Here is a 21,349-nt window from a genome sequence, read left to right on the forward strand (position 1 = left end):
AGCTGATGATGATTTACGCAAATTACGCAATATGATTAATGCTATAAATTATTTTGGTCGAATAGTATAGATGAATACAAATGTAATACTAACTCATCGACGCACAAATCTGCATTAAGCTTTATTCATGTGTAATGTAAATTGCCCACTTACACCTTCAAGCATACCCAACTGCTGTAATATTTTATAATTGAAGGCGATAATCTGTAATAGAACACAGCGTTCAAAAAGAATCTTCAGGGATCCTTACCCAGCCTTCCATTAACACTCTTGCGCTTCTGCTCATGCTGACGTTTTTGACTGTCCACTTATCGTTGGTGCATATAGCGTGTGCGCCTACTTTTAAGCTACCCGATGGATGACCAAAGGTAACTGAGTTTCGTTCACCACCGCCAGACGCTATGTTTACCAATGTGCCAGAAATCGCCGCTGCGGCGCCAATAGCAACTGCGGCGGTTCCCATCATGGCATGATGAAGCTTACCCATCGATAGTGCCCTTACGTGTAAATCAATTTCATTGGCGGCAATAACTTTGCCACTTGAAGATACATAAGGCTGGGGCGGCGCAACAAAAGCAACTTTCGGCGTGTGCTGGCGAGACACCGCTTCTGAAATATGACTAATAAGGCCCATTTTTATCGCACCATAGGCACGAATTGTTTCAAAGCGCGCTAGTGCTTTTTCATCACCGTTTATGGCATCTTGCAGTTCTGTGCCTGTATAGCCTATTTCATCTGCATTTAAAAATATCGTGGGAATACCAGCGCTTATCATGGTTGCTTTAAATGTGCCAACATCTGGCACCACAAGATCATCCACTACATTACCGGTAGGGAACATTGCTTCACTTGGGTCAACCGGCGCAACAAAGTCTACCTGTACTTCAGCGGCCGCAAAGGTCACGCCATCAAGTTCAAAATCACCGGTTTCTTGCACTTGGCTTTGTGTAATTGGCACATGAACAATAATTGTTTTGCTGATATTTTGCTGCCAAATCCGCACTTCGCAAATGCCATTTTCGGGGATCCTGTCGGCATTAATTAATCCTGCACTTATAGCGAATGCACCTACCGCCGCGGTCAGATTTCCGCAGTTTCCGCTCCAATCTACGAACGCTTTGTCGATGGCTACCTGACCAAACAAATAGTCAACGTCGTGATCTGCTTGCGCTGATTTAGCTAAAATGACGGTTTTGCTGGTGCTTGAGCTTGCCCCGCCCATGCCGTCGGTGTGCTTACCGTACGGGTCGGGGCTACCAATGACGCGCAGTAACATCTTGTCGCGAGCTTCACCTGGCACCTGACAGCGTTTGGGTAAGTCTGTCAGATTGAAGAACACACCTTTTGATGTGCCGCCGCGCATATACGTAGCGGGTATTTTGACCTGAGGTACATGAGACATCACACTTCCTTTTCTAATTGCTAGGCGACGGTTAATGGCTAGGCGACGGTTAATGGCTAGGCGACGATTAATGGCTAGGCGACAGTCGCTTCAAGAAAATCATTCGCAAACTTTTGCAGAACACCGCCAGCTGCATATACTGAAACTTCCTCAGCTGTATCTAAACGACATTTCACAGGTATTTCTGCCACTTCACCGTTCTTACGCGTCATCACCACGGTCATTGCACCACCGGCGGCCGTTGTTCCCTTAACATCGTACGTTTCAGTGCCATCAATGTGGTAAGTATGACGAGTTTCACCCTTCGTAAATTCAAGTGGCAACACGCCCATTCCGACCAAATTGGTGCGGTGAATACGCTCAAAACCTTCTGACACGATCACTTCAACGCCGGCTAAGCGCACGCCTTTTGCCGCCCAGTCTCGTGAAGAGCCTTGACCATAGTCGGCGCCGGCAATAATGATTAAGGGTTGTTTACGCGCCATATATGTTTCAATAGCTTCCCACATGCGCGATTCAAGACCTTCGGGTTCTATACGGGCTAAAGAGCCTTGTTTTACTTCGCCGTTAGCGTCTTTGCACATTTCGTTAAATAATTTGGGGTTAGCAAAGGTTGCGCGCTGGGCAGTTAAATGATCGCCACGGTGGGTTGCGTAAGAGTTAAAATCCGCTTCTGGCAAGCCCATTTTATGCAAGTACTCACCTGCGGCGCTGTCTAACTGAATCGCATTTGAGGGCGATAAGTGATCCGTTGTTATGTTGTCGCCAAGTACTGCTAACGGACGCATGCCTTGCATAGTGCGTTCACCCGCTAGCGCACCGTCCCAATAAGGAGGACGACGAATATAGGTGCTGGTTTCATCCCATGCATATAGTGGACTTTCGGCCGGCTCAAACGAGCCTAAATCGAACATGGGCGTGTAAATTTTCTTGAACTGCTCAGGCTTCACGCACGACGCTACAATTGCATCAATTTCTTCATCGCTTGGCCAAATGTCTTTTAGGGTAATGTCATTACCGTGTTGGTCTTGTCCTAGTATATCTTTTTCAATATCGAAGCGAATGGTGCCGGCTATTGCATAAGCAACAACTAAAGGCGGTGATGCCAAAAAGGCTTGTTTTGCATAAGGGTGAATACGCCCATCAAAGTTACGGTTGCCTGACAAAACAGCGGTTGCGTATAAATCGCGATCAATGACTTCTTTTTGGATGACTGGGTCAAGGGCGCCACTCATGCCGTTGCAGGTTGTGCAGGCGTAACCGACAATACCAAAGCCCAATTTTTCCATTTCAGATAAAAGACCGGCTTCTTCTAAATAAAGCTTAGCCACCTTTGAACCCGGTGCAAATGACGTTTTAACCCACGGTTTACGCACTAAGCCTAAGTCGTTAGCGCGTTTGGCGATAAGACCCGCTGCCACCACGTTACGTGGGTTAGACGTATTCGTGCACGAGGTGATAGCCGCAATAATAACGGCGCCATCGGGCATTTCACCCTTGGCTTCTTGGGCTTTACAATCGCTTAGGTTTCTTGCAATGTTGCTGGACGCTAAATCGGCTGTGGCCAAACGACGATGCGGGTTTGAAGGGCCAGCTAAGTTACGCCCTACGCTTGATAAATCAAACTCGAGCACGCGTGCATATTGCGCGTCAAGCAAATCGTCAGCCCACAGGCCAGTATGCTTGGCATAATTTTCTACTAGGGCGATTTGCTCTGGCTCACGGCCGGTAATTTTTAAGTAATCAATGGTTTGCGCGTCAATATAGAACATACCCGCAGAGGCGCCGTATTCAGGCGTCATGTTTGAAATAGTGGCTCTGTCGCCAATGGTTAAGCTTCTCGCGCCTTCACCAAAGAATTCTAAATAGGCAGAGACCACTTTTTGATTACGCAAAAACTCCGTAATGGCCAGCACTATGTCGGTGGCGGTAATACCAGGCTGGCGTTTACCACTCAAATGCACCCCAATAATGTCAGGCAAGCGCATCATAGTGGGGCGACCCAGCATAACCGTTTCAGCTTCTAAGCCGCCAACGCCAATGGCAATAACGCCCAGCGCGTCGATATGCGGCGTGTGGCTGTCGGTGCCTACGCAGGTATCGGGGAAGGCGACGCCGTCGCGCACTTGAATAACGGGTGACATTTTTTCTAAGTTAATTTGGTGCATAATGCCGTTGCCGGCAGGAATAACGTCCACGTTTTTAAACGCTGTTTTGGTCCATTCAATAAAGTGAAAACGCTGTGCGTTACGATGATCTTCAATAGCGCGGTTTTTATCAAAGGCTTGCGGATCAAATCCCGGCGCTTCTACTGCTAAGGAGTGATCCACAATAAGCTGAGTAGGTACCACGGGGTTAACTTTAGATGGGTCGCCGCCTTGATCAGCAATCGCGTCGCGAAGGCCGGCTAAGTCAACTAAGGCTGTTTGGCCTAAAATATCATGGCACACAACACGCGCGGGATACCAAGGAAAATCAAGCTCTTGCTTGTTTTCAATAATTTGCTTTAACGAGTCGCTTAAGGTGTCAGGGCTGCATCGCCTTACTAATTGCTCAGCAAGTACACGTGATGTATAGGGTAATTTTGCATAAGCGCCTGGGCTGAGGTCTTCTATGGCGGCTCTGGTATCGAAAAAATCAATATTGGCGCCAGGAAGTGGCTTGCGATAATCGTAATTCATAATGTAATCCCTTGTTGAGCTTAGTGATTGCTAGCTTAGCGCTGCGCGATGGGTATCACTTTTCTTGGATCTGCGCCAACATAATCGGCACTTGGGCGAATTATACGATTATTTGAGCGCTGCTCCATCACGTGCGCAGCCCAGCCCGTTAAGCGTGAGCACACAAATATAGGCGTGAACAGCTTGGTAGGAATACCCATATAATTATAGGTAGACGCATGGAAAAAATCAGCGTTACAAAACAACTTTTTGCTGTCCCACATAAATTCTTCACAGGCAACAGAAATATCATATAGTGAAGTATCACCGTTTTGCTTCGCTAGCTTTTCAGACCACGCTTTAATAATGACGTTGCGCGGGTCGGACGTGCGGTAAATAGCATGACCAAAGCCCATAATCTTTTCTTTACGTTCAAGCATTGCGGCCATTTGCACTTTTGCGTCACTTGGTGATTTGAACTTCTGGATCATATCCATGGCCGCTTCGTTAGCACCACCGTGAAGTGGGCCACGCAAAGTGCCGATTGCACCGGTAATACAAGAGTACATATCAGACAAAGTAGAGGCGCAAACACGTGCGGTAAAAGTAGAGGCGTTAAATTCGTGCTCAGCATATAAAATTAACGATACGTCCATTACACGCTCATGCTGCGCAGACGGCGTTTTGCCATTTAACAAGCGTAAAAAGTGGCCACCTAGTGATGCTTCGTCACTGCTACAGTCAATTTCAAGGCCTTCATGTGAATATCTATACCAGTAGCACATAATTGCTGGGAAGGCGGCGAGTAAACGGTTTGCGGCTTGGCGCTGCTGTGAAAAATCAGCTTCTGGCTCAACGTTACCTAAAAATGAACAGCCCGTGCGCATAACGTCCATAGGATGAGTGTCTTTGGGGATTAGTTTTAACACGTCTTTTAGTGACTGCCCAATATCGCGTAATCCCAGTAGCTCGGCTTTATATTGCGTTAACTCAGCTGTAGTGGGTAATTCACCGTTAAATAATAAATAAGCGACTTCTTCAAAGGTAGCATTGTCGGCTAGGTCAGATACGTCATAACCGCAGTAAGTTAATCCGCTGCCCGATTGGCCCACGGTACAAAGCGCCGTTTCGCCTGCACTTTGACCGCGTAGACCCGCACTATTAATCTTTTTCTCTGTCATGGTAGTTTCCTCTTATTAATATTTTTGTACTTTTTACAGTGTAATTACTTATTTTTGCCATTAGCAAATAGCGAATCTAGCTTCTGCTCATAATCGTGATAACCAAGATAGTCATATAAATCCATACGCGTTTGCATGTTGCCAATTTCTGCTTTTTGATCGCCATCTTTAAGCAATGTTTTATACACAGACTCAGCCGCTTTATTCATGGCACGAAACGCGGAGAGTGGATAAAGCACCATAGCGCAGCCCCACTCACCTAACTCCTTTTTGTTCCACAGTTCGGTTTGACCAAACTCAGTGATATTAGCAAGAATTGGCACATCTAAGGCTTCGGTAAACGCGCGGTAGTGTTCTTCGGTTTTTATCGCCTCTGCAAAAATACCGTCGGCGCCGGCTGCCACATAGGCTTTAGCGCGCGCTATTGCAGCGTCTAGTCCTTCTTGCGCGAAGGCGTCGGTGCGCGCCATAATAAAGAAATCAGGATCGATGCGTGCATCCACGGCGGCGCGAATACGGTCTGCCATCTCATCAGTAGCCACAATTTCTTTGTTAGGGCGATGACCACAGCGCTTTTGCGCAACTTGGTCTTCAAGATGAACTGCCGCCGCGCCTGCTTTTTCCATATCACGGATTGTTTTCGCTATATTAAATGCGCCGCCCCAACCGGTATCAATATCAACCAGTAAGGGTAAGCTGGACGCTGCCGTAATGCGCTGCACATCGGCAATAACATCGTTTAATGAAGTCATACCAAGGTCGGGCAAGCCATAAGAGGCGTTCGCTACACCGCCGCCCGACAAGTAAATGGCTTGATGGCCTATTTGCTGGGCCATCATTGCGCTGTATGCATTGATGGTGCCCACAACCTGTAAGGGCTTGTTATTGGCTAAGGCTTGACGAAATTTCGCGCCAGCAGATAATGGACTTGTCATAATGTATTTCCTCTTAAGACTTAATGAGTACAATGTTTGCTTGCTCTTTATGAGCAATTTCTTGGGCTATTTTGTTTTCAATATTTTTACGCGATGCAGCAATATGACGACGCATGAGCATTTCTGCTAGCTCCCCATCTCTATCTGCAATGGCTTGGATAATGTTGGCGTGTTCATCAAAAGCGCGACTGGCTCTAGGGCTATGCATGCCAAATTGACAGCGATACATGCGCACCAAGTGATATAGCTGGCCACAAATCAGTTCGATTAACTGCTTGTTGTGACTCCCTAAAATCACTTTGTAGTGGAAATCGAGATTGCCTTCTTCTTGATAATAGGCAACACCGTCTTTGAGATCTTGCGTTTGGGCGTGAATTTTTAGCATATCTTGCATATGCAAAATTTCTTCGTCGCTCATATTTTTGGCAGCTTGGCGACACGCCATGCCTTCAAGTGCTTCTCGAGTAATGTATAGCTCTAGCAAACCTTCAATAGTGCAGGTAACTACGCGCGAACCCACGTTGGCTTTTCGTTCAATAAGGTGACACTTTTCTAAACGGTTTAAGGCCTCACGCAGGGTTGAGCGGCTAATTTGATAGCGTTTAGCTAACTCAGGCTCACTAATTTTACTCCCGGCAGCAATTTCACCTTCAACAATGGCATGCTGCATTTGTTGAAATACTTTGTCGGCAGTGGTCACCGCTGCTTGTTGAGTCGGGTTAGTTATTTTCATATGAGTGAATAAACCAAGTGTTAATTACTACCAAAATGCCACAATATTGTCGACATGTAAATTTTATAACGGGCTATAATAAAGAAAATATTTAATTAATCAAGTTAATAAAACAGATATTGTCGACAATATAGGCGCTAAGTGTTTTAAAATATTATGGGAAATAGTAGATTACGTACTGGAGCAACAGAAATGTAAATACGCATAAAAAAAGCTTTAAAAAAGTAGTTTGTTACCCTTATAGATATAAAAACACAATAATCGGTTAAAAGTTACTGTTAAAATGCCGTTATTGTAGTTTATCGATAGCAAATTAGCTTATCCACAAAGATAGCGTTGTGAAGCTTGTAAACCAGACAGTCTAGCGCTTCAACCTGCCAGCAACTCGCATGCCATGGTAGATTTATCCACGCAGCTTATAAATCACCAAACTAGAGACTCTTGGCGATATCTTTGTGCACAGCCTCCTGTTTGTTCTAATTGCGCTGTGTTAGTGGTAATATGAATGAAAATGTTTTGCATACTAATCAAATAATTAACGGTGATATTTATTATGAGTAAAGTACTTAAATGGCTTGCAGTGCTAAGCGCTTTGGGCTTTCCCCTTGCATTAATCGGCTTTCGCATAGGTCTTTACGGATTTGGCACCGGTTTTCAGATCCTCAATTACACCTTTTATTTAGCCCTTATCGTACTCATAGCGGGCCTTGTTGTTTTTGTTTTGCACAGACGTGCTAAACCCGCTAGCGGCCGAAACGCTGTTATTGCCGTGGCAATAAGCTTAATCCCCATCGTTGGCCTAGGCATTCAGGTATACGTTGCCAGAACCGTTCCTGCTATCCATAACATTTCAACCGATGTACTTAATCCTCCTGGGTTTGACGCCATAGTAGCCATTCGCGGTGACAGCGCTAATCCCTTAGCCTACAGTATTGAAAACGGAAATTTAGCCGAGCTGCAGCAAGCGGCATATCCAAACATCAAAACCATGAACGTGAGTGCAAGTGTGCAAGACAGCTTTGATAAAGCGCTGGGCGTAGCACAAAGCTTAGGCTGGGAAATTGTTAATATAAATGAAGATATGGGTATTATTGAAGCGACACAAACAACCACGCTGTGGCAGTTTAAAGATGACATCGTTATTAGAGTGCAAGCTGATTCTGAAACGCCCAACACTACCAACGTCGATTTACGCTCAGTATCTAGAGTCGGGCGCAGTGACTTGGGCGCTAATGCAAAAAGAATTCAAGGCTTTAAAGACCAATTCAATCGCTAAAATTTAATGATGAATAGCAACTGGTCAAAAATCAGTTGCTAACGTCCAAAACCACCTATTCGGATATTATCAAACATGCAAAAAAATGCGTCTTCATTGCGCTGCACATTAGGGGCCCTGTCGGTTTTGCTTCCGATTTTTTGCGCGACAGCCTTCGCACAGCAAGAAAACGATAAAGAAATTGAAGTAATTGAGGTTACCGGCAACGCCTCTAACGCCGCATTACTTTCCCCTAAGCAAAGCTTAATTGACGGGCCTTTTGGAGATGGCCTATCTATCCAAAATATTGCGCGCTCGGTAACCCCTATTTCGGCGCAGATGATGGAAGTGCTTAACATTACCACTTTGCAAGATATTTTGGCTGTGAGCCCAAGTACTTATGCGGCAAGTGGTTTTGGCGCGCCTAGCCTGCCTACAATTAGAGGTCAGCTAGGTGAGCTCTTGCAAGATGGTGTGAGGCGTCAAGCCGGTAATAACGGATTTGGTGTGCCGCTGTCATTTAACGCTATTGAACAAGTTGACGTGGTGAAAGGGCCGCCTCCTGTGCTGTTTGGCAGCAGTCAGCGCAACGGCGGCTTTGTTAACTTACAATCCAAACGTGCATCCGTAAGCAAGCAAGACAGCAAAATGTCACTCTCCGCGGGCCGATGGGACAGCTACCGCGCCCAAATAGATACCTCCAAGGTCTTGGTTGACAATAAAAGCGGGCTACGGCTAAGCTATGAACGCATAGACAACGGCGATTTTTATGATTTTAGCGGGTATAAAAGCGACAGCCTTTACAGCGCTTTTCGCTTAGTACCCAATAGTGACAGCACATGGGATATCAACGTTGAATATTATGACGTGGAATTTACCGACAACGCCGGCATAAACCGCCCCACCCAAAACCTCATTGACAAGGGCTTATATATTACTGGCCAAGGCGCTCAGGCTAATGGCAGCTTAATTCCCAGAGCAGGCTCGGTTATCTCGCCAACGGGGGAAGTGCGCATAAACCGAAGCCAAGTGTTGACCGATCCAGGCAATATCAATACCGCCACAACTTTCCTAGTCCACAGTATTTACAGGCGCCAACTAAGCGATAATGCTCGACTTAAAAACACCACATATTATCAGCATCTTGAGCGTGAAAGCATCGCCCAAAATAGCTTTGTAGAAATTATTGACGCGGCTAATACCGCGCAAAACCGCACCGAATTAGCTTACGACTGGCACCACAGTCAGCAAAGTATCATCGCGTTTGACGTGCGCTATAACAGCGTATTAGGCTACAGTCAGTTCACTACCGAAGCCGATGCACCAATTGATCTAACCGGACCTATTATGAATCGGCGTATCCCCCTTACTAGCGAGCAACAAGCGCGCTTGGTTGAATTACGCCCAGGGGTATTTGTATCACCCGGCGGGCAATACGATATTAACGGCGACGGCGCAGGGGACTTTTCGCTCTCAGACACCACCGACTCAAGCAGTTGGCAAACAGGTTTAGCCGTGCAGCACGACAGCCAATGGACAGATGAACTAAGCACCAGCCTAGGCTACAGGCTCGACTATTATGATGTAAAAGCCCAAGACCCCATTGCACCTCAGGGGCAAATGCCGGTATCTGACAGCATTAATGAAATATTGCAGTCTGCTCAAATTAGCGTTAGCTATGCTATTACTGCCTCGTTAACGTCGTATATTGCGGGCAGTTATAACGAAGCCACATCAAACAGTATGGCTGGCGGCAATGTCCTTGGCAGCGACAACACCATCAACGAATTAAATTTTGCGACTAACAATAGCTTGTTTGAAGCGGGTATAAAGTATGCGCCCAGTGATAGCCATTGGTATGTAGACGGCGCATGGTTTAATCAAAGACGAAGCTTACGCAATCGCGACGGCAGCAACACAGGCGTGCGCGCAACAGGCCTAGAGCTACAAGCTTTTTATACCGCCGAGCGCTTTTGGTTTAACGCCGGGTATACCTATATAGATGCACGTTATGACAACAGCGCCACCAGCCAAGGATCGCGCCAAGTAGCTGATGCTTTTGACAACACCCGTCCTGATATTATTCAAGGCACGGGCCTTGGTTCGCCCAACTTCACCCCTTTTGCTGCGTCAAACACCCAAGTACAAGGGATCCCGCAGCAAAGCCTAGGGCTAAACGGCGGCCTTAATATTAACGAAAAATGGTCAGCAGGCTTCTCCGGTATTTATACAAAAAGCTACCCCTTGGACTTTTTGGCTACAGTGCTGATACGCGACCAGTTTACCCTCGATCTTAATACTCGCTATCTGTTTAGCGAGCAGCTCGCCCTGCGCTTTACCCTAAACAATGTGACCAACGAAAAGAATTGGCGGCCCGTGTTTGAAGGCGGATTTTTTGGGTCAACACTGGTGTTTCCAGAGCTGCCCATTCACGGCGAAGTTAAGCTAAGCTACTCATTTTAAGGAAGAGTCTACGTGTATAAAAAATTAACCATTGCGGTGGTGGTAGCGGCGCTGATCGCAAGCTTCTTTTACTTCAATTTAAATACCTACCTCACCTTAGACGGCCTTAAAAACTCCATCGACGATTTCAGGCAGTGGCGCGATGCTTCGCCTGTTTTAGTCTTGGGTGGCTTCTTTTTAATATATGTGGTAGTGACAGCGCTTTCACTGCCCGGCGCCGCCATACTGACCATAACGGCAGGCGCGCTGTTTGGCTTGTTTGAAGGCTTGCTACTAGCCTCTTTTGCCTCAAGCATAGGGGCTCTTTTAGCATTTTTAGTGTCTCGTTATATATTAAGAGACACCATTAAGAAAAAGTTTCCTGAGCGCTTAACGGCAATAGACAAAGGCGTTGAAAGAGAAGGTGCGTTTTACTTATTTACACTGCGCCTAGTCCCTCTTTTTCCCTTCTTTTTAATTAACCTACTAATGGGCCTTACGGCGATAAAGTCATGGACCTTTTACTGGGTCAGCCAACTAGGTATGCTGGCAGGTACCTTTGTGTTTGTAAACGCCGGTACCCAGCTTGCCCAGCTTAACAGCCTGCAGGGTATTTTGTCGTTCGACCTTATTTTATCCTTTGTTCTACTGGGTGTTTTTCCGCTAATAGCCAAAGCGATTATTAACCTTATAAAAAAACGCCGCGTGTATAAAGGCTGGCATAAACCCAAAAGCTTTGACCGCAATATGATTGTGATCGGCGCGGGCGCGGGTGGTTTAGTCACCAGCTATATTGGCGCGGCGGTTAAGGCAAAAGTGACCTTAATTGAAGCAGGAGAAATGGGCGGTGATTGCTTGAATTACGGCTGTGTGCCCAGCAAAGCGCTGATTAAAAGTGCTAAAATCGTCAGCCAATTTCAAGAGGCCCAAAAATATGGACTTGATGAAACTAAGGTCAGCTTTTCATTTAAAAACGTGATGCAGCGCGTACACGATATCATTGCCGAAATAGCCCCGCATGACAGCGTTGAGCGCTACACCAATTTAGGCGTAGAAGTGCTTAAAGGCTACGCTACCTTTGTTGATCCGTGGACCGTAGACATTGCCCTAAACAACGGCAGCAAGCAACGCTTAAGCGCACGTAATATCGTTATTGCCACCGGCGCTCGTCCTTTTATACCACCCTTACCCGGCATCGAAGATTCTGGCTATGTAACCAGTGACACCATGTGGCTTGAGTTTGCAAAGCTAGAAAATACACCTAAAAAGCTGGTTGTACTAGGCGGCGGCCCTATAGGCTGCGAACTGTCGCAGGCATTTGCACGCCTTGGCAGCGAGGTGTCTCAAATTGAGTTAGCCACGCGTATTATGTCAAAAGAGGACACCGAGGTGTCTGCGTTTGCTAAACAAAGTTTGCGCGACAGCGGTGTAAATGTGCTAACCGAGCACGAAGCTTTGCGTTTTGAACGCCACGACGGTAAAAAATTCATTGTGGTGAAACATCAGCAACAAGAACTGTCAATAGAGTACGATGCGTTAATATGCGCCGTTGGCCGCGCCGCTCGCCTTGAAGGGTATGGTTTAGATGTACTGGGGATTGAAAGCGGTCGCACTATTAAAACTAACGCGTTTTTAGAAACCAAATACCCGAACATTTTAGCCGCCGGCGACATTGTGGGGCCCTATCAGTTTACCCACGTGGCCGCTCATCATGGCTGGTATGCGGCGGTGAATAGCTTGTTTGGCCCCTTCAAAAAATTCAAAGTAGATTACCGCGTGATCCCCTGGGTCACTTTCATCGATCCCGAAGTGGCTCGCGTAGGTATTAATGAACAAGACGCGATTGATCAAGAAATTGACTATGAGATAACGCGCTATGATTTTGAAGAGCTTGACCGCGCCATTTGTGAAAGTGCCAACAAAGGCTTCATCAAAGTCATCACACCCAAAGGCAAAGACAAAATTTTAGGCGTGACGGTTGTGTCACAGCACGCAGGCGATTTAATTGCCGAGTTCGTGCTGGCCATGAAGCACGGTTTGGGGCTACAAAAAATATTGGGCACTATTCATAGCTACCCCACGTGGGCTGAAAGCAGCAAGTTTGCGGCGGGCGAGTGGAAACGTGCGCATGCGCCTGAAAAAGTACTCAGTTTACTTGAAAAGTATCACGCGTTTAGAAGAGGATAATAGTATGCGAATATTCATGCCAGTGTGGGTAAAACGCTATGTAGCCGCCACTGTTGTGCTACTGGCTATGTTGGCATTTTCTGCGCAAACAAAAACACTTCACGACGACTGGTCTACGCTGCTGGCTGAGCACGTAAGCCCAACCGCGCAAAGCCACAATACAGTCGTCGACTATACCGGTTTTTTAGCCCAGCGAAGCGCGTTAAAAAACTATCTTAATGCCCTTGAACAAGTCACCCAAGCTGAATTTGCTGCATGGGATGATGCCAAACAGTTAGCATTTTTACTTAACGCCTATAATGCATGGACCGTAGAGCTTATTTTAACCGAATATCCTAATCTTGATTCTATTAAAGACTTAGGCAGCTTTTTTCGCTCACCTTGGAAAAAATCCTTTATACCTTTACTTGGCAAGGTGCTTAGCCTTGACGATATTGAGCATGACCTCATAAGAGGTGACAACAAATACCAAGAGCCGCGCATACATTTTGCGGTTAACTGCGCCAGTATAGGCTGCCCGGCCCTGCGTGAAGAAGCGTATGAAGCAAGTAAACTCGATATGCAGTTAGAACAGCAAACGCTGCGCTTTTTATCCGATAGGAGTCGCAATAACATGCAAGGGGAGGCGTTAAATTTATCGTCTATCTTTAAGTGGTACAAAAATGATTTTGAGTTAGGTTTTCGAAGTGCCAACAGCCTAGAATCGTTTGTACTGCTTTATGCAGACACTCTTGGCCTGAGCCCTGAACAGCGTGCATTATTGCAAAGTGAGCAAGTAAAAACAGATTACCTAGATTACGATTGGCAGTTAAACGATGTAAAACGATAGGCTGACAATACTGTGCGCGTGATGGAAAATAAGCCATCTTACCTAATCTTCATGTGGATACTGCTGTTGTTTTGTCCGCTCATTAGCGCTCAGGGCGCGCTTAAAACGCTTAAGACACTTAAAACGCTTGAGCCTCTCAAAGCCCCACTTTTAATCGACACCCAAGCAATCGACACTAAAGCAAGCGTTACCCAAACGCAGTTTACCCAGCTAGTGCAACAGGCGCGAGGCCAGAGCGTTTATTTCTATGCTTGGGGCGGCGATCCGCAGGTTAACCGCTACCTGCAGTGGGTAGCCCAGCGCGTTAACACCCTATACGCAATTAATATGCAGCACGTTAAACTCGCACAAACCAGCGACGCGGTCAGCCGAGTGCTTGCCGAGGCATCAGCGGGCAATACTACGGCAGGACAAGTTGACCTTTTATGGATAAACGGGCTTAACTTTGCCACCATGGCGCAAAACAATTTGCTTGAAGCGCAATGGCTTGGTCTTCTTCCCAATTTTGCACTCACCAACCCCGACCAAAACCCTGCGGTAACAATGGACTTTGGTATGCCCACAAACGGCATGGAAGCGCCTTGGGGAAAAGCCGCCCTCACCTTTTACTATGACAGCGCGCATACTTCATCACCACCTAAAACACTGCCAGCACTGTTAAGGTGGAGCAAGCTTAACCCGGGGCGTTTTACCTACGCTAAACCGCCCGATTTTTTGGGTTTAAGCTTTTTAAAATACGCTTTAATTATACTTAGCCAGCAGCAAGAACCCGCTATTCTTGCACAGCTATACGAGCCGCCTACGGCCCAAAGCCAAGCACTTGTGCTCGCGCCACTATGGCAATTTCTGGACCAACTTCACCCGTATCTATGGCGTAAAGGACAATACTTCCTTAGCAATGGCGCCAGCATACGACGCTTAGTAGACGACAGCGAACTGACGCTAGGCTTTACATTTTCTGGGGGCGACATACCCGGCGCAGTTGAACGCTTTGAGCTGCCCCTTAGCATTAAAAGTTACGCCATGAAAGACGGAAGCTTAAGCAATGTACATTTTGTGACAATCCCCTTTAACGCTCAGCACAAAGCAGCTGCCAAAGTAGTCGCTAATTTTTTAATGAGCCCAGAAGCACAGGCAAAAAAGCAGCAGCCAAGCAATTGGGGCGACCGCACAGTGCTAGATTTAAGCATGCTATCGCCTGAGCAGCAGTTAATGTTTCACCCTTCAAAGCGCCACCCAAGCGCTTTGCCTGCCAACAACAGCAGCCCTTCGCTGAGTGAGCCGCATCCTTCATGGAATGCGGTAATTACCACACAATGGGAAAAACGATATGGGGCTAAGCAATGATTATTCAGCCGTCGTTTTTCACGCGCTGGGTGAGCTTGAGCCCGCGAATACTAATAAGCCTGCTGCTAGTGCCTGTTGCTGCCGGCTTATTAGGTCTTATACTACCCGCTTTTGGTTGGCTGCCTGCGCTTGGTGAAAACACGATTAACCTACGCGGCTTTGCAGCATTTTTTCATACCCCAGGCTGGACTAATATGCTTGGCTTGAGTTTTTTTACGAGTTTTATAAGCACACTTTTTGCGGTCATCTTGAGTATCTTAATACTCGGCAATTATTTCAACTCTAGACTACTTGGCCACATACAGCGAATTTTAGGGCCTATACTCGTCATTCCACATGCGGCCGCCGCTATTGCCATTGGGTTTCTAATTGCCCCATCAGGTTTAATTATGCGACTGTTTTCGCCATGGCTAAGCGGCGCCGAATTACCGCCTGATGTGTTGTTGCCCAACGACCCTTATGGATTGAGCATCATTTTAGGGCTTACTTTAAAAGAGCTGCCATTCATTTTATTAATGGCGCTAGCCGCCATGCAGCAAAACGAAATAAAGCAGCTTATAAATAGACAATATAAGATGGCGCTTAGCCTTGGTTATTACCCTTTTACAGCCTTTTGCAAGGCCGTTTTACCGAGTCTTTATCCCTTCATGCGCCTGCCTATTTATGCCATTTTAGCCTATTCCAGTGCCAGTATAGAAATCCCGTTAATTTTAGGACCCAATTCGCCCCCGACCCTTGCGGTTGCCGTTATGCAGTGGTTTAACGATGTAGACCTAAGCCTGAGAATAAAGGCCTCGGCAGGCGCACTGATACAAATTGCGCTAACGTTAAGCGTATTATTAACGTGGCGGCTGCTAGAGCAATGTGTAAAACGATTTGGGTTTTCCACATTCACAAATGGGCGCCGACAGTATGGCGATTTATGCTGGAAAATACTGACGCATACTACAACCTTTCTAGTGCTTTTCTTCATCGTTTTAGCGCTGCTTGGGCTTGTGCTTTGGTCTTTTGCAGGCTTTTGGCCTTTTCCAAATGCCTACCCTGACCAATTAGTCAGCCTACACTGGAACAGCGCTTTGCAGCAGCTTCCCCAAACTATTACCAACACGGTTTTAGTGGGCATTACCGCCACGGCTATTGCGCTATTTTTTACACTGTTTGCATTAGAGGCTGAGCAACAGCACCAAACCCAATTAGGCTCTGCTGCCAGCCTGATGGTTTATTTGCCCTTGCTAGTGCCTAACGTTGCCTTCTTATTTGGCATTGTATGGGTAAAAGAGCTGCTGGGTGTTAAGGCAGTATTTAGCGCCGTGGTACTGGGGCATTTATTGTTCGTTATGCCCTATATGTTTTTGTCTTTAGCGATAAGCTATCGCAAGCTCGATTTGCGCTATGCCAAGGTGGCAGCCTCTTTAGGTTGTTCACCCTTTAAGGTTTTTTACGCCGTAAAGCTGCCACAGTTACTGCCGCCTATGCTGTTTTCATGCGCGCTTGGGCTGGCTGTGAGCTTCGGTCAATATTTGCCAACCTTGCTATTAGGCGGCGGACGCATCAATACACTAACCACAGAAGCAGTTGCTATTGCCAGTGGCGCCAGCAGACGCCTAAGCGCGGTTTATGTCATAATACAAATACTGCTGCCTGTCGTTGGTTTTATACTCGCATGGCTCATTCCTAAACTTATTTTTCGGCCAAGGCAATAAATAATGGATAACACAAGCAAGCTCTTACGCATTGAAAACTTGCAGATTTATAAAGGCGACACGCTTTTACTTAGCATAGAGGCAAGCGTGGCCGCAGGCGAAATACTGACCGTAATGGGGCCATCGGGTAGCGGTAAATCAACCTTGTTAAGCTGGCTATCGGGCATGTTAGATCCCGCTTTTCGTGCTAGTGGTAAACTACTAGTAGGCGCTCAAGATATAACGCAAACTCCCAGTCATTTAAGACGCACCGCGCTTCTTTTTCAAGATCCGCTGTTGTTTAACCATCTAAGCGTTTCAGGCAATATTGAATTTGGCATGCAGCAGGGTAAATCAAGTAGTAAAAAGCAGCGTGTGTTAGACGCGTTGGCCTGTGTTGGCTTATCAGGAATGGAGGCACGCGCGCCTAAAACTTTATCAGGCGGGCAGCAAGCTCGCGTTGCACTATTGCGAGTGCTGTTAAACGAACCAAGCGTGATTTTGCTAGATGAGCCTTTTAGTAAACTCGATAGCCAGCTTAGGCAGGCAACACGAGAATTAGTATTTGCGCAAATTCGCCAGCGTGGTTTGGCGGCTATATTAGTCACTCATGATCAAAGCGATGCCGATGCCGCAGGCGGTCGGGTGATTAATTTGTCAACAACAGGAGCCGATAAACAATGTTAGATGCTTCTATCACCCCAGTTGTAAAAGTATTATTAACGCCGCTTGTTAAACAAATAGCAAAGACCAAGGTGACCCCTAATCAATTAAGCGTGGTGGGCTTTGCAATTGGCATGTTAGCCCTGCCTTTACTGGCCTTTCAGCACTGGTATTTAGCCTTAACGGCCATTGTAATTAATCGCATTTTAGACGGATTAGACGGGGCTCTTGCGCGTCATCAAGGTTCTAGCAGCGCCGCCGGCGGCTTTTTAGACATTTGCTTAGACTTTCTTTTTTATGCCGCCGTGCCGGTAGGTTTTGCACTGGCCGATCCCGCCCAAAATGCCTTGCCCGCAGCCGTTTTATTAGCCGTGTTTATGGGCACTGGTTCAAGTTTTTTAGCCTTTGCAATTCCGGCTGAAAAGTATCAGCTAAGCAAGCCGCAGTTTGAATACAAGAGCTTTTATTATTTACATGGCTTAACCGAAGGCACGGAAACTATTTTAATCTTCGTCGCCTTTTGTATCTGGCCGCAGCATTTTTCATGGTTAGCGTATGGCTTTGCGCTTGCGGGCAGCATTACTATATTTACCCGTGTTTATGGCGGCTACTTTACGCTTCAAAAAAAGGCGGTAGAGCCTACAAACGAAGAATAACAGCGTTTATAGTTTAATCTATCGTGTGTCGCCCCATGAAGCCCTTATCTAAATAGTCCTTGTACATACCAAGTAATCGCCCACCGGCGCTGAACCGACCATAGTGCATAAGTGCGCCGCCATCAGCGGTAGCAAGCAAAGCCAGCGCGCGTGCTTGCGGCTTGTATTCGCGCAAGGTGTCGCTGTCTAATAATGCCGGTATAATTTGACTTAAAGCCGATCCTTGTCTGACCGCGTACACACCAGAATGTGCTGCGCCGGTTTGGTTGGCGCAATCACCACTGGCCAAGACCTCAGGATGACTTAGACTTTGTAAGCTATTGCTAACTTCCACGAAGCCTGAATTGTCGCATTTCAACCCAGAACTAGCCAGCCAAGGCTGCGCGGCAGCGCCCGTTGCTATTACAAGCGCTTCGGCCTGCAGTATTTGCCGTGTGCCGCTAATTAGCCAACCGTTGGCGATACTATCAATTCGCGTATTTTTATGTCGTTTAATACCGCGCTCGTCAAGAATTTTTATGGCTTTGTGTCGCAGGCCCCTCGAATAGCCGCTTAGCAAATCACCGCTACAAATTAACGATAGCTGTGCTTGTGGCAAGCTCTTTTGTAAGGCTAAAGCAAGCTCAAACGCTGCCGCACCACCGCCCAATACGACCAGCTGCATAGATTCGTTACGCTTACGCCATACTTGCCAATGCTCGTTAAAACCAGCGAAGGGCTTTGCCGGGGCTAGGCTAATACTGCCATCGTTATGCAATGGCTGAGGCGGCACCGAACCTACGTTTAATGACAAATATTCATATTCTAGAACTTGCTCGTTTGTCAGCTTCATTCGGCGCTTAGCAGCGTTAAGATCAGCAATTTCGCCAATGACAAGCTCCACTTCGCAGGCTTTACACAAAGGAGCCAAATCAATTGCACATTCGTCACTCGTAAAACGTCCTGCAATAAGCCCTGGCATCATCCCCGAATACCACGCTTTAGGGCTGGGGCTGAGTAATATAGTACCCTGTGGCGGATTATATCCATTTTCTATCCAGCGCCGCATTGCCACTAAATGAGCATGACCGGCGCCTGCGAGAATGAGCGAATACGGTGTTGGTTTCATAGGTTTCCATTGGTTGTATGACATGATATAAAACGCGTTTTCTCAGCGAAGCACTATAGTTTTGTCGCTATGGCAAATCTCCATTATCATTAAAGATACAATAAATCCTAAGCTAGGGACAGTCAAACTGACGGTTGACACTTAAAACAAAACCTGCTGTATTTGTTGATTACATAGATGCATTGCACTGTTGCTCAAACTCTTGAATTCCGATTACAAGGTGATTAAGATTGTAATTTTCCACTTCGGAGAAGGCTTTCGCAGCTTTTAGGAAAATTTAGATTGAAAGTTGAAAGTTGAAAGAGGTAAAATGCCTGGTTAAAGACTAAGGGAGGTTGGAGTCTATCGAAGGATTGCAGTCGATATCTCGCAGTAAATTCAATAGCAGAAACTAAAAATTCAATGATAAAAGACGCTAGCTTAACGGTTGAAAATGGCCACCATAAGTCAAACAAACCGCTTATATCTGTATATATGCCTACCCGAAATCGTGCTCGGTTAATAGACAAAGCTATTTATTCAGTTTTAAATCAAGCTTGGAAAAATCTCGAATTAATCATTGTTAACGACTGTTCTACCGACAATACACGTGAAACGTTAGAGAAATGGCAAAAGCAAGACCCGCGCATTAAGGTGCTTCATAACACCAAATTAATGGGGGCATGCGCTAGTCGTAATATCGCCATTAAAGCATCTCATGGCAAATTTATTACTGGCATTGACGACGACGACGAGTTCGTAGGCGAACGCCTTTGTGCTCTATTTGCAGCATACGACGAACGTTATTCATTTATATGTGCGGGTTACCTTTGGTTTGATGACAAAAAAGACCGAAAAGTGCTCTGCAAAGATGAAATTGTTAGTTTAGAGCAGCAGCTTTCATACAATAAGGTCTCCAATCAAATTTTTATTGAGCGGCATCGTATTCTTGCCATCGGTGGATTTGACGAGAATTTTGTTTCATTACAAGACTACGATTGTTTTACGCGACTGATTCACCGCTTTGGACCTGCTTATCGCCTTGGCATTCCGCTCATGCGTATTTATGCATTCAAAACTGAGGATAGAATTTCCAATAGCCAAAAATATTGGATGGGATTCCAACAGTTTATGGATAAACATGGAAAGCTCATGAGTCCAATGCAGTGTCGCAATATTAGTGTGATGATGGCTATCCAAAAGAACGAGAAAATAACCTTATTAGACATTTTATCAACCTACAAAGCAGGCAGAGTTCCGCGTAAAGTAAAGCATTACTTAACATGTATTTTAGGTGAGATGCAGTGGCTGAAGTCTTAGATAGGTATTCCTTTGAATAACATTAAAAAAAGCACTACAGCCAGCGAAAAAAAAGCCCCGTATTACGCGAGTCTAGATATTTTGGATGTCGTTAAAATACTGTGGACACAAAAATACATCTTCTTAATTACTATTTGTCTGTCTATAGTTGTATCTGTCTGGCTTGCTTTAACGCAAGTCGAACTCTACACGGTAGAACTCAAGGCGATTCCTTCAGAGTCTAGTCTTGCTGCTACTGATAATTCGATAGAAGCAAATATTGCTTTGCGTTTGGCCGGATTTGGCAAAGCAACGAGCGAGTACGAGCAACATCTAGTGGCAGTGCAGGTTTTGCGTTCACCAGGCTTTATAGCTAACTTTATTGATAAACATAATTTAGTGCCGCTACTCTATGGCGTAGATAGCTGGAATAGCAGCGATGGTTCTCTGGTTTGGAATGATGAAATATATGATCCGGTAACTGAGTCTTGGATAATAGAAGAACCCCCAACGCTTCAAGTGGCTTCGAAAATGCTAATGCTTAATCATTTATTCATAGAAGACAACAGGGCTGCAAGAGTTCTAACCCTTAAATTTATCCACCAGTCTCCGATAGTGGCAGCGCAAATTGTCAATTCCCTAGTCATCGATTTAAACCAAAAAATGAAAGATAGAGAACTCAATGCCTTAGAAAGAAAGTTACACTTTTATGAGACTGAGTTAGCGACTGTTCAGATTGAAAGTTTTCGCGTGGTGTTATCCGATCTTATAGAACAAACAATTTACGAAACACTTTTAATAAATGCCGACGGTAACTTTCTTTTTGAGGTTATTGACCCGCCCATGATACCCGAAAAACGCTCTTATCCCAGACGTGGCCTTCTGGTTATCATTGGCACTATTTTAGGCGGCTTGCTTGCTTTAATCATTGCTTTTGGAAAGTCGCTACTCTATCCACCGAAGATCTCCCAACAGTCACTTAGGCGCTAAT

Annotated in this window: 16 protein-coding genes; 10 read left to right on the plus strand and 6 right to left on the minus strand. The window is 46.0% G+C overall.

Translation table 11 applies throughout. The annotated features are described in order from the left end of the window. Positions 1 to 223: 223 nt before the first annotated feature. From prpF to GPUN_RS13180, 5 genes are all read right to left on the minus strand, one after another. Positions 224 to 1,402 (minus strand): 2-methylaconitate cis-trans isomerase PrpF, encoded by a 1,179-nt coding sequence (prpF, locus tag GPUN_RS13160; RefSeq protein ID WP_006007649.1) that lies wholly within the window; start codon positions 1,400 to 1,402, stop codon positions 224 to 226. A gap of 74 nt (positions 1,403 to 1,476) precedes the next feature. Beyond that, positions 1,477 to 4,083: a Fe/S-dependent 2-methylisocitrate dehydratase AcnD gene (gene acnD, locus GPUN_RS13165; protein ID WP_006007650.1), complete on the minus strand. Its 2,607-nt coding sequence runs from the start codon at positions 4,081 to 4,083 to the stop codon at positions 1,477 to 1,479. A 35-nt stretch (positions 4,084 to 4,118) separates the two neighbouring features. Further along, entirely contained in the window at positions 4,119 to 5,243 is a 1,125-nt protein-coding gene (gene prpC / locus GPUN_RS13170; protein ID WP_006007651.1) for a bifunctional 2-methylcitrate synthase/citrate synthase, read from the minus strand. Between the two features lie 44 nt (positions 5,244 to 5,287). Further along, complete coding sequence (gene prpB / locus GPUN_RS13175; protein ID WP_006007652.1) at positions 5,288 to 6,178, minus strand: methylisocitrate lyase; 891 nt, start codon at positions 6,176 to 6,178, stop codon at positions 5,288 to 5,290. Between the two features lie 13 nt (positions 6,179 to 6,191). After that, the gene (locus GPUN_RS13180; protein WP_006007653.1) at positions 6,192 to 6,911 is read right to left on the minus strand and encodes a GntR family transcriptional regulator; all 720 of its coding nucleotides are present in this window, start codon (positions 6,909 to 6,911) and stop codon (positions 6,192 to 6,194) included. A 553-nt stretch (positions 6,912 to 7,464) separates the two neighbouring features. Between GPUN_RS13180 and GPUN_RS13185 the strand changes: the two genes are divergently transcribed. The 8 genes from GPUN_RS13185 to GPUN_RS13220 all read left to right on the plus strand — a co-directional run bounded on the left by GPUN_RS13185 (position 7,465) and on the right by GPUN_RS13220 (position 17,972). Next, positions 7,465 to 8,187 carry a DUF1499 domain-containing protein gene (locus GPUN_RS13185; protein ID WP_006007655.1) on the plus strand — a complete coding sequence of 241 codons (723 nt, stop codon included), beginning with the start codon at positions 7,465 to 7,467 and terminating at the stop codon, positions 8,185 to 8,187. Between the two features lie 75 nt (positions 8,188 to 8,262). Further along, entirely contained in the window at positions 8,263 to 10,629 is a 2,367-nt protein-coding gene (locus tag GPUN_RS13190) for a TonB-dependent receptor (protein ID WP_006007657.1), read from the plus strand. 12 nt (positions 10,630 to 10,641) lie between these two features. Then, the gene (locus tag GPUN_RS13195) at positions 10,642 to 12,795 is read left to right on the plus strand and encodes a dihydrolipoyl dehydrogenase family protein (protein WP_006007658.1); all 2,154 of its coding nucleotides are present in this window, start codon (positions 10,642 to 10,644) and stop codon (positions 12,793 to 12,795) included. A gap of 4 nt (positions 12,796 to 12,799) precedes the next feature. Next, the gene (locus GPUN_RS13200; RefSeq protein WP_006007660.1) at positions 12,800 to 13,624 is read left to right on the plus strand and encodes a DUF547 domain-containing protein; all 825 of its coding nucleotides are present in this window, start codon (positions 12,800 to 12,802) and stop codon (positions 13,622 to 13,624) included. 12 nt (positions 13,625 to 13,636) lie between these two features. Continuing rightward, positions 13,637 to 14,971, plus strand: a complete 1,335-nt coding sequence (locus tag GPUN_RS13205; RefSeq protein ID WP_006007661.1) for an ABC transporter substrate-binding protein — start codon at positions 13,637 to 13,639, stop codon at positions 14,969 to 14,971. Beyond that, positions 14,968 to 16,674, plus strand: a complete 1,707-nt coding sequence (locus GPUN_RS13210) for an ABC transporter permease (protein WP_006007664.1) — start codon at positions 14,968 to 14,970, stop codon at positions 16,672 to 16,674. The genes GPUN_RS13205 and GPUN_RS13210 overlap by 4 nt, the downstream gene beginning before the upstream one ends. Before the next feature lie 3 nt (positions 16,675 to 16,677). Then, positions 16,678 to 17,340 carry an ATP-binding cassette domain-containing protein gene (locus GPUN_RS13215; protein ID WP_006007666.1) on the plus strand — a complete coding sequence of 221 codons (663 nt, stop codon included), beginning with the start codon at positions 16,678 to 16,680 and terminating at the stop codon, positions 17,338 to 17,340. Continuing rightward, positions 17,334 to 17,972, plus strand: coding sequence for a CDP-alcohol phosphatidyltransferase family protein (locus GPUN_RS13220; RefSeq protein ID WP_006007668.1), 639 nt, complete (start codon positions 17,334 to 17,336; stop codon positions 17,970 to 17,972). The genes GPUN_RS13215 and GPUN_RS13220 overlap by 7 nt, the downstream gene beginning before the upstream one ends. Before the next feature lie 13 nt (positions 17,973 to 17,985). On the opposite strand, the gene GPUN_RS13225 is transcribed toward GPUN_RS13220, so the two are convergent. Further along, positions 17,986 to 19,080, minus strand: coding sequence for an FAD-dependent oxidoreductase (locus GPUN_RS13225; RefSeq protein WP_006007671.1), 1,095 nt, complete (start codon positions 19,078 to 19,080; stop codon positions 17,986 to 17,988). Between the two features lie 402 nt (positions 19,081 to 19,482). Between GPUN_RS13225 and GPUN_RS13780 the strand changes: the two genes are divergently transcribed. Continuing rightward, a complete protein-coding gene (locus GPUN_RS13780) occupies positions 19,483 to 20,379 on the plus strand; it encodes a glycosyltransferase (RefSeq protein WP_006007673.1) in 897 nt (298 codons plus the stop codon). A gap of 12 nt (positions 20,380 to 20,391) precedes the next feature. After that, positions 20,392 to 21,348, plus strand: coding sequence for a GumC domain-containing protein (locus GPUN_RS13235; protein WP_006007675.1), 957 nt, complete (start codon positions 20,392 to 20,394; stop codon positions 21,346 to 21,348). The last annotated feature ends 1 nt before the right edge of the window (position 21,349 follow it).

It is taken from the genome of Glaciecola punicea ACAM 611 (assembly GCF_000252165.1).
Classification (GTDB): Bacteria; Pseudomonadota; Gammaproteobacteria; order Enterobacterales; family Alteromonadaceae; genus Glaciecola; species Glaciecola punicea.

Coding starts and splice junctions, on each gene's coding strand:
- GPUN_RS13225 (WP_006007671.1), bottom strand. CDS start 19,080: ATGAAACCAACACCGTATTCGCTCATTCTCGCAGGCGCCGGTCATGCT.
- GPUN_RS13210 (WP_006007664.1), top strand. CDS start 14,968: ATGATTATTCAGCCGTCGTTTTTCACGCGCTGGGTGAGCTTGAGCCCG.
- acnD (WP_006007650.1), bottom strand. CDS start 4,083: ATGAATTACGATTATCGCAAGCCACTTCCTGGCGCCAATATTGATTTT.
- GPUN_RS13220 (WP_006007668.1), top strand. CDS start 17,334: ATGTTAGATGCTTCTATCACCCCAGTTGTAAAAGTATTATTAACGCCG.
- GPUN_RS13190 (WP_006007657.1), top strand. CDS start 8,263: ATGCAAAAAAATGCGTCTTCATTGCGCTGCACATTAGGGGCCCTGTCG.
- GPUN_RS13215 (WP_006007666.1), top strand. CDS start 16,678: ATGGATAACACAAGCAAGCTCTTACGCATTGAAAACTTGCAGATTTAT.
- GPUN_RS13780 (WP_006007673.1), top strand. CDS start 19,483: ATGATAAAAGACGCTAGCTTAACGGTTGAAAATGGCCACCATAAGTCA.
- prpF (WP_006007649.1), bottom strand. CDS start 1,402: ATGTCTCATGTACCTCAGGTCAAAATACCCGCTACGTATATGCGCGGC.
- prpC (WP_006007651.1), bottom strand. CDS start 5,243: ATGACAGAGAAAAAGATTAATAGTGCGGGTCTACGCGGTCAAAGTGCA.
- GPUN_RS13180 (WP_006007653.1), bottom strand. CDS start 6,911: ATGAAAATAACTAACCCGACTCAACAAGCAGCGGTGACCACTGCCGAC.
- GPUN_RS13200 (WP_006007660.1), top strand. CDS start 12,800: ATGCGAATATTCATGCCAGTGTGGGTAAAACGCTATGTAGCCGCCACT.
- prpB (WP_006007652.1), bottom strand. CDS start 6,178: ATGACAAGTCCATTATCTGCTGGCGCGAAATTTCGTCAAGCCTTAGCC.
- GPUN_RS13185 (WP_006007655.1), top strand. CDS start 7,465: ATGAGTAAAGTACTTAAATGGCTTGCAGTGCTAAGCGCTTTGGGCTTT.